We start from the raw sequence: 9,061 nt of genomic DNA on the forward strand, positions 1-9,061 counted from the left end.
CGAACTCCTGGGTTTTTTGTATACAATTTGATGTTGCTTACAAGGTCCACTTTTTGAACATACGCTTTTATAAGAGAGAAAAGCTTAGTATACTAACAAGCACAAACAAGATGATGGAGGATACAGCGCCTAATGAAGACTATACTAACGTTTGAAGATTGGGTTCGCCTGGCACAAGAGGGAAGTTGGACGATGCTTCCTTATGCAGTGAAGATGCATGCCGAGGACCCGTTGCCTGACCATTGGTCTGCTGCTTGGGAAGAAGCTCACCCGTATTCCTGTGTACTTGAGAGTGGAAAGGGGGGCGCTACACTTTTCTCGGTTTGACACTGGTGTCTGTGATCCGAGGGAAGGGGAATTCAGCCCGTATCTATGATCTGAAGTGTGAGCAGGCTGAGGTGGCAAGGATAGAGGGTAAGCCGCTTGAATTGTTAGGGAACTGGCTTGCTCCTTATAAGTCTCCGTCGATCTCGGAGCTTCCTTTCTTCTGCGGCGGAGCCGTTGGATTTCTGGGTTATGATGTGGCTAGATCGCTGGAGCGTCTGCCGAAAATGGCTGAGGACGATCTCAAACTTGATGATTATAGCTGGATGAGATTTGAAGAGCTCTGGGTCGTAGATGCTATGCAGGGTGATATTTATGCAGTTGTTCATTGTCCGATAGCTGGTATGGAAGAAGGCCTCGAGAATTTACGAGAGAAATATGACTTGGCGGGCAGAACGGCTGCTCGAATGTTAGAGCAATGGCAAAAGTTCAGCAGAATACAGAGCGGTAATTCTAAGCGGAACCCGTCGTCTACATTGGTGTCGAATCCGGAGCCTACGGCACATAGCGCTTCCTTCTCGCAAGAGGGCTTCGAGCGGGCGGTTGAGAAAGTTCAGAAGATATCTCTGCGGGCGATGTATTTCAGGTTAACCTGTCGTTGAGACAGGCATTCCCTCTGGCGGCCTTGCCCGAGCATATCTATGAGGATCTGAGACAGATTAACCCTTCTCCTTATATGGGTTTCATGCGCTTTCCGGACTTTCAGCTTGTATCTGCTTCGCCTGAGCTGCTGATTAAGCTGGATCAGGGGGTCATGCGCACCCGTCCAATTGCGGGAACCCGTCGTCGCGGTCTGACTGAAGAAGAGGATCTAAAGATGGAGGAAGAGCTGCGCACGAACGAGAAGGAGCAGGCGGAGCATATTATGCTTGTCGATTTGTTACGCAATGATCTAGGACGGGTGGCCGAGTTTGGCTCTGTCAGAGTGAGTGAGCTGTTCACGATTGAACGTTATTCGCATGTCATGCATCTTGTATCTGAGGTGGAGGGACGTCTTCCGGAAGACAAGACAGCAATGGATGCGATCGCGGCTGTATTCCCCGGAGGAACGATTACAGGCGCACCCAAGATCAGAACGATGGAGATCATCGAGGAGCTGGAGCCTGTCACCCGTGGGCCTTATACTGGGGCGATGGGGTGGATTGACTATAACGGCAATATGGAATTAAATATTATTATACGTACGCTGGTCGTAAAAGACGGTTTCGGATATATTCAAGCGGGAGCAGGAATCGTTATCGATTCTTCGCCTTACCGGGAGTACCGGGAATGTCATAATAAGGCTAAGGCAATAGCCATGGCGCTGGGAAGAAGCGAGCAAGACGGATGCCAAGGCGGTAAGAAGGGGGATGAAGGAAAATGATACTGGTCATCGATAATTATGATTCTTTTACGTACAATCTGGTGCAATATCTAGGGGAACTTGGAGAAGAAGTGACCGTCAGACGCAATGATGAGATTGATCTAGACGGGATAGCTGAACTTAAGCCTGATCACATTCTGCTCTCTCCGGGTCCTTGTACACCAAATGAGGCCGGATTATATTGGATGTCATTGAGCGGTTCAAGGGAGTAATTCCGATTTTTGGTGTATGTCTCGGTCATCAAGCGATTGGTCAGGCCTTCGGTGGGAATGTAATTCGTGCAGAGCGCTTAATGCATGGGAAGACATCGCCAATTCACCATCAAGGTGAATCGGTATTCGCTAGTTTGCCATCACCATTTACGGCGACACGGTATCATTCCCTGATCGTTGAGCGGGAGAGTTTGCCGGACTGCCTGGAGATTACCGCAGAGACTGCAGAGGGAGAAATTATGGGCCTGCGTCATAAAGAGTATGCTGTTGAAGGTGTGCAATTCCATCCCGAATCCATTATCACCGATCATGGACATCAGATTCTCCGCAATTTCTTAAGCCGGAAGGCAGAAGCAATTATATGAAATATATCGGGGTGAACGGAGTTCCCACCCCAACCGCTGAAGCCGTGCTGTCCGTAATGGATCACGGCTTCATGTACGGGATGGGCTTATTCGAGACTTTTCGAACCTATGATGGACGTCCTTTTTTATTGGAGAGGCATCTGGAACGGCTTGAGCAAGGCTGTAGAAGTCTGGGGATTGGTTACTCACTGCAGTTGAATCAGGTTGTCCAAGAGATCGGAGAACTGCTTCACCTCAATGAGCTACAGGACGGCTATATTCGTCTGACGATGTCGGCGGGAGAAGGTCCGCTTGGGCTTCCCTCAGAGGATTACGAGAATCCAACCGTTATCATTTATGTTAAGTCTCTGTCGCCCGCAGATTCGCAATTGTATGTTCAAGGTAAGTCATTATGGCGGTTGAATACACCTCGTAATACGCCAGAAGGTGAGATCCGCCTTAAGTCGCTGCATTATATGAATAATATGTTGGCGAAGCGTGAATTAAGAGAATATACGCATTTAAGGGCAGGCAATGACGAGGGCATGCAACTGACTACGGGTGGTTATTTGGCTGAGGGAATTGTAAGCAATCTATTCTTTATACAGGATGGTAAGCTATATACGCCTGATATAGGGACCGGGATTTTGCCGGGATTACCCGTGCGTTCATTCTCGAATTGGCCAACCAATTGGAATTACCGTTTAAAGAAGGATATTATAGGTGGGATCGATTGAAAGAAGCGGATGAGATCTTTGTAACGAACTCTATTCAAGAGGCAGTTCCTATAACATGTCTTCTCGAGCCTACGGGTGGCAGTCATATAGTCGGGAATGGAGAGATCGGACCTATTACAAGACAACTATTAGAGCAATATAGACAAAAGGCGGGAAAATAAATGCAACCAAAACTATATAAACGTAGTTATCGCTGTGGCGATACGGTGCTTGAGCTAGGTAACCGCACGTTAGTTATGGGTATCCTTAATGTGACACCGGATTCCTTCTCGGATGGAGGCCGTTATAATCAGATAGATGTGGCAATTCGTCATGCTGAGGAGATGGTGGCTGCCGGGGCAGATATTATTGATATTGGTGGGGAATCAACACGGCCCGGGCATAACCCGGTAGGGGCAGAGGAAGAACTGGAACGGGTTGTCCCTATCGTGGAGGCGCTCCATCGTGCGATGCCTCATGTTCCTTTGTCGGTGGATACTTATAAAGCTGTCGTTGCTAGAGAGTCGCTTCAGGCTGGAGCTCATATTATTAATGATGTGTGGGGCTTTAAGGCAGATCCGGAGATGGCCGCGGTTGCAGCGCAATTTGATTGCCCGGCGATCATCATGCACAATCGGAATGACCGTAATTATCAAGCTCTGATGCAGGATGTAGCGGATGACCTGCTGGAGAGCGTTAGAATTGCTAGGGATGCCGGAGTGCGTGACGATAATATCATTCTCGATCCGGGGATTGGTTTTGCCAAGGACTATGAGGAGAACTTGAAGGTGATGCAATCGCTGGACGAGCTGGTCCATCTTGGCTTCCCGGTGCTTCTCGGTACATCACGTAAGAGATTTATTAGAACGACGCTTGATCTTCCGGTAGATGAACTTGTGTTCGGAACCGCAGCTACGGTAGCGCTTGGTATTGCCCAAGGCTGTCAGATTGTACGGGTGCATGATGTGAAGGAGATTAAGCAGACGGTACAAATGTGTGATGCTATTGTGTATATTTAACACTTATTACGAAGATCACTCATTCTGATATGGAAGTAAGATATATGGAAAGGCGGACATAATTAAATTATGGATAAAATAGTTCTTCGCGGTATGGAATATTACGGGTATCACGGTGTTTTTGCTGAGGAGCGCAAGTTGGGCCAGCGTTTCATCGTAGATTTGGAACTAGAGTTGGATTTAAATGCTGCCGGTAGCAGCGATGACCTGACTACAACGGTAAATTATGCCGAAGTTCATGAGCTGGTTCAAGGAATCGTCCAGCATAAGAGTTTTAAGCTGATTGAAGCTCTAGCCGAGCATATTGCATCCTCAGTTTTGGACACTTATACTATGGTAGATGCATTAAAGGTTGGTGTAACTAAACCACATCCTCCTTTTGATATTCATTTTGAGGGCGTTACGGTGGAATTATACCGTTCAAGAAAGTGAGAAGCATACATGACAATACAGTCTTCCACTGATGCTTCAGTGGCTTATATTGCATTAGGGGCCAATCTGGGTGACCGTGAGGTTACCTTGAAGGAAGCGATCAGTTTCTTAAACGAACACCCTGAAATTTCTATACTTCGTTGCTCGAATATGTATGAGACCGATCCAGTCGGATATGCGGATCAGCCTGATTTTGTAAATATGGCTATTGCCCTGAGAACTACGCTGGAGCCGGGAGCACTGCTTGATGTCATGTTGCAGACGGAGCATGCGCTGGGCAGGGAACGCCTTATTAGATGGGGGCCCCGGACTGTCGATTTGGATTTGTTATGGGTGGAAGGGCAACAGTTGTCCACACCTCATTTAATTCTCCCGCATCCTCGGATGTTTGAACGGGCATTCGTGCTTGTTCCTCTGGTTGATATTGTCCCGGCTGAAGAAGCTACGGGTCTATATCGGCGTGTCCACGATGCTCTGGAACAGATGGATGATAAGGGGGCGTCCGATTTTGGAAAGCATGCAATTGGGCCAGCGCATCCGTGCGTTCCGGAAACTGAAAGGATTCACTCAGCAAGAGTTGGCTCATCAGACAGGGATTTCATTAGCAATTCTCGGTGCGATTGAGCGCGGGAACCGACATGTAGAAGATCAAATTTTAATTAAAATTTCAGATTGTCTAGGGATTTCCCTACAGGAACTGAAGTTGGAATAAAATAAATCCGATGATATTAAAGGAGGGCCATCATGCTGAAGATTGGCGATGTTGAAATGAAAAACCAAGTTGTGCTTGCTCCGATGGCTGGCGTCTGCAATCCGGCCTTCCGGTTGATTGCCAAGGAATTTGGTACAGGGTTGGTCTGTGCAGAGATGGTAAGCGACAAAGCTATTATCCATGGTAATAAACGCACAAAGGAAATGCTGTTTGTTGATGAGCGCGAAAAGCCACTAAGTTTGCAAATTTTTGGTGGGGATCGGGCATCTTTGGTGGAGGCGGCGAAAGTTGTCGATCAGCAGACAAATGCGGATATTATCGATATTAATATGGGCTGTCCAGTGCCTAAGGTTACGAAATGTGACGCGGGTGCAAGATGGTTGCTTGATCCAAATAAAATATTTGAAATGGTGTCCGCTGTCGTTGATGCCGTCAGTAAGCCAGTTACTGTGAAAATGCGCATCGGTTGGGATTCGGAACATATCTATGTGGTCGATAATGCTAAGGCCGTTGAACAGGCTGGAGCTAAGGCGGTCAGTGTGCATGGACGGACGCGTGAACAGCTATATACAGGGGTTGCTGACTGGAGTTACATCAAGCAGGTCAAGGACGCGGTATCCATCCCGGTTATCGGTAACGGGGATGTTCACACCCCTGAGGATGCTAAACGCATGTTGTCAGAGACAGGTTGTGACGGTGTTATGATTGGCCGGGCTGCGCTAGGTAATCCGTGGATGCTGTATCGTACCATTGAATATCTGAAATCAGGTGAACTTCTGCCAGAACCAGGGGCCGAAGAGAAGATCCGCATTGCAATTTTGCATATGGATCGTCTATCTGCGCTGAAAGGTGAGAGTGTTGCCGTTCGCGAGATGCGCAAGCACCTGGCTTGGTACTTGAAGGGCTTAAAGGGGCCGCCCGGATCAAGGACTCCATTATGGAAGAGACGAGACGAAATGAAATGGTTCGCATTCTTGAAGATTTTGTCGCTAGCATCCCCTTGGAGTCGGAAAAGGCTGAAGCATCAGCATAGTGACAAGAATAACCAGCTAAATCCAACCGAGGCAAAAAGTGAACTTTTTGAAACGTTTACAATTGGAAATTTAGCTGTCATTGACATTTCAGAATCGTTCCCCTATAATTTCACAGTATAAATTCGCCTCAGGAGATAACTTCCACAACATGGAGTGGTCTGACCTCCAAGAGATTGCATATTATAATCTCAATGATGCGTTATTTTTTGCCGCCTCGGCCAGGCGGAAATCCAGGGCCTTCGCCGTACGTGGGGGGATTGCTGCTCCTATTTGCAGGATATATCGACCGCTTATATTTAGAGGAGTTAAAGATCGCTTTACACGAGTGCGAAAATTATTTCCATGACAGGAGAATCGGTTGAGATGAGCGATAAAGAGGTTATTCTTACACAAGATGGTCTGAAAAGACTGGAAGAAGAACTTGAAAATCTGAAGTCTGTTAGACGTCGTGAAGTTGCTGAACGGATTAAAACTGCGATTGGCTACGGTGATATTAGCGAGAACTCGGAATACGAGGATGCGAAGAACGAGCAGGCATTTATTGAAGGGCGTATTATTACGCTGGAGAAGTTGCTTCGTAACGCTCGGATTATTAACAACGACGAGATCGATACAGATACTGTAAGCATCGGTTCAACGGTTATTGTAGAAGACTTGGAGTTCGGCGACACGATGGAATACGCAATCGTAGGTACAGCTGAATCCGATCCGTTGCAGAATAAAATATCGAATGAAAGCCCGGTAGGCAAGGCGATTCTGGGCCAACAGAAAGGCGCTGTAGTCGATGTGAACGTACCGGCTGGCGTTATTCAATATAAAATCGTTGATATTAAGAAATAAGCTGATTTAGCGATCCAAGAAGCTTCCTTAGCGGAAGCTTCTTTCACTGTTTTATGTGATTGGTTTGTGATTGAAGGTGTAAATAGCCCAAATTATAGTCTGTAAGGAGTGGAGCGAAAAAATGAGCGAAGAAATGCATAATAATGAAATGCATAATGAAGAAGTCGTTGAGATTAGCGAGCTATTGAAGGTTCGTCGCGATAAGTTGGACGAGCTGCGCGAGCTTGGAATTGATCCTTTTGGCCACAAATATGTGCGCGACAATACAGCGGGAATATTCTGAGCAAATACGATGGCATGACGAAGGAAGAACTGGACGAGCAGCAAGTGAAGGTATCCGTTGCTGGCCGCATTATGGCTAAGCGTGGAATGGGTAAGGCAAGCTTTGCTCATATTCAGGACCTGTCCGGCAAAATCCAGATCTATGTTCGCAAGGATAGCATACTTGAGGACAAGTATGAGGCATTCAAGCTGCTTGATCTTGGTGATATTATCGGTGTAACCGGTGAAGTGTTCAAGACGAAAACAGGCGAGACATTCGATTAAGGTAGAGGATCTGGTGGTTCTGTCCAAGTCTCTCTATCCATTACCTGATAAATACCATGGTCTGAAGGACGTTGAACTGCGTTACCGTCAGCGCTACGTCGACTTAATCGTAAATCCGGAAGTTCAACAGACTTTTATAAATCGCTCCCGGATCATTCAGTCCATGCGTCGTTATCTTGACTCGATCGGTTATCTGGAGGTTGAAACTCCAACACTTCATAATATTGCAGGTGGTGCGGCGGCCCGTCCGTTCATTACCTACCATAATGCACTCGATATGCAGCTCTATATGCGGATCGCTCTTGAGCTTCATTTGAAGCGTCTGATCGTTGGTGGTATGGAGAAGGTATATGAAATTGGCCGGGTATATCGCAACGAGGGGATCTCGACTCGTCATAATCCGGAGTTCACAATGATGGAATTGTATGAAGCTTATGCGGATTATAAGGATATCATGTCTTTGACTGAGAATATGGTCGCTCATATCGCCCAAGAGGTATTGGGTACTACTGTGATTAACTATCAAGGACAAGAAGTGGATCTGACTCCAGAGTGGCGCCGTGTATCGATGGTTGACGCAGTTAAGGAAGTGACAGGGGTCGACTTTGGCGTTCAGATGACAAATGAAGAGGCACATCAATTGGCCAAGGAGCATAAGGTTCCTGTTGATCCACATATGACTTATGGGCATATCTTGAATGCGTTCTTCGAACAATTTGTTGAGGAGACTTTGATTCAGCCTACATTCGTGTACGGCCATCCTGTGGAGATTTCTCCATTGGCTAAGAAGAATGAAGAGGATCCGCGTTTCACAGATCGCTTCGAGTTGTTCATCGTGGCGCGCGAGCATGCTAATGCGTTCTCCGAGCTCAATGATCCGATTGATCAGCGCCAACGGTTTGAAGCACAAATGCTCGAACGTGAACACGGCAATGATGAAGCGCATGAGATGGATGAAGACTTCATCCGTTCGCTTGAATATGGTATGCCACCAACGGGTGGACTTGGTATCGGGGTAGACCGTCTCGTTATGCTGTTAACGAACTCTCCTTCGATCCGTGATGTATTGTTGTTCCCACATATGCGTTAACTAGAGGATAGTTCAAAAAGTCCACTTTTGATCACGAAGTGAATCATGAAGTAACTCGACATCGAATCTTGAATTCAGCCGGGCCTTCCGGTGCTCACGTACAAACTACGTACGCTGCGCTCCTCAGTCCCTAGCTTCATCCAACCTTCTCGGTGCTGAAAACTGAACTTTTTGAACATAACTAATAGGAACTAAGGGGCTGTCTTTCGCGAGTAGTTATTCTACCGTCGGGGACAGCTCTTTTATTATGTGATAAGATAAATTTATAAAGTGCTTGCATTGTCTATGATGACATGGTATATTAAATGTCCAGTCGTTAATTGAAGCGTTGTTGGACAGCTTCTTAAAAAAGAAATTAAAAATAATGCTTGCAATGATGACTCGGATGTGATATATTATAAGAGTTGCTGCTGAGAACGCAGCGACGCT

4 protein-coding genes and 6 pseudogenes are annotated in these 9,061 nt (G+C 46.7%); all 10 read left to right on the forward strand.

Translation table 11 applies throughout. The features are described from left to right. Window positions 1–132: 132 nt before the first annotated feature. The 10 genes and pseudogenes from RE628_RS29325 (at window position 133) to lysS (ending at window position 8,632) form a co-directional block, all read left to right on the forward strand. A pseudogene (locus tag RE628_RS29325) lies at window positions 133–1,687 on the forward strand (anthranilate synthase component I family protein). Further along, window positions 1,684–2,264, forward strand: a pseudogene (pabA, locus tag RE628_RS29330) (aminodeoxychorismate/anthranilate synthase component II). The pseudogenes RE628_RS29325 and pabA overlap by 4 nt, the downstream one beginning before the upstream one ends. Then, a pseudogene (gene pabC, locus RE628_RS29335) lies at window positions 2,261–3,141 on the forward strand (aminodeoxychorismate lyase). Before pabA ends, pabC begins: the two co-directional pseudogenes overlap by 4 nt. Beyond that, window positions 3,142–3,978, forward strand: coding sequence for a dihydropteroate synthase (gene folP / locus RE628_RS29340; protein WP_309156850.1), 837 nt, complete (start codon window positions 3,142–3,144; stop codon window positions 3,976–3,978). Window positions 3,979–4,047: 69 nt separating this feature from the next. Continuing rightward, window positions 4,048–4,410: a dihydroneopterin aldolase gene (gene folB, locus RE628_RS29345; RefSeq protein WP_309156851.1), complete on the forward strand. Its 363-nt coding sequence runs from the start codon at window positions 4,048–4,050 to the stop codon at window positions 4,408–4,410. A gap of 9 nt (window positions 4,411–4,419) precedes the next feature. After that, a pseudogene (gene folK, locus RE628_RS29350) lies at window positions 4,420–4,967 on the forward strand (2-amino-4-hydroxy-6-hydroxymethyldihydropteridine diphosphokinase). Beyond that, entirely contained in the window at window positions 4,919–5,122 is a 204-nt protein-coding gene (locus RE628_RS29355) for a helix-turn-helix domain-containing protein (protein ID WP_309156852.1), read from the forward strand. The pseudogene folK and the gene RE628_RS29355 overlap by 49 nt, the downstream one beginning before the upstream one ends. Window positions 5,123–5,154: 32 nt before the next feature. Beyond that, window positions 5,155–6,155: pseudogene (dusB, locus tag RE628_RS29360) on the forward strand (tRNA dihydrouridine synthase DusB). Window positions 6,156–6,519: 364 nt separating this feature from the next. Beyond that, window positions 6,520–6,996 (forward strand): transcription elongation factor GreA, encoded by a 477-nt coding sequence (gene greA / locus RE628_RS29365; protein WP_309156853.1) that lies wholly within the window; start codon window positions 6,520–6,522, stop codon window positions 6,994–6,996. Window positions 6,997–7,117: 121 nt separating this feature from the next. Beyond that, window positions 7,118–8,632 (forward strand): annotated as a pseudogene (gene lysS / locus RE628_RS29370) (lysine--tRNA ligase). Window positions 8,633–9,061 lie beyond the last annotated feature (429 nt).

The organism is Paenibacillus sp. D2_2 (assembly GCF_031199965.1).
In the GTDB taxonomy this organism is placed as follows: Bacteria; Bacillota; Bacilli; order Paenibacillales; family Paenibacillaceae; genus Fontibacillus.

Excerpts from the sequence above, each read along its gene's own strand:
- folP (WP_309156850.1), top strand. The coding sequence starts at position 3,142 with ATGCAACCAAAACTATATAAACGTAGTTATCGCTGTGGCGATACGGTG.
- folB (WP_309156851.1), top strand. The coding sequence starts at position 4,048 with ATGGATAAAATAGTTCTTCGCGGTATGGAATATTACGGGTATCACGGT.
- greA (WP_309156853.1), top strand. The coding sequence starts at position 6,520 with ATGAGCGATAAAGAGGTTATTCTTACACAAGATGGTCTGAAAAGACTG.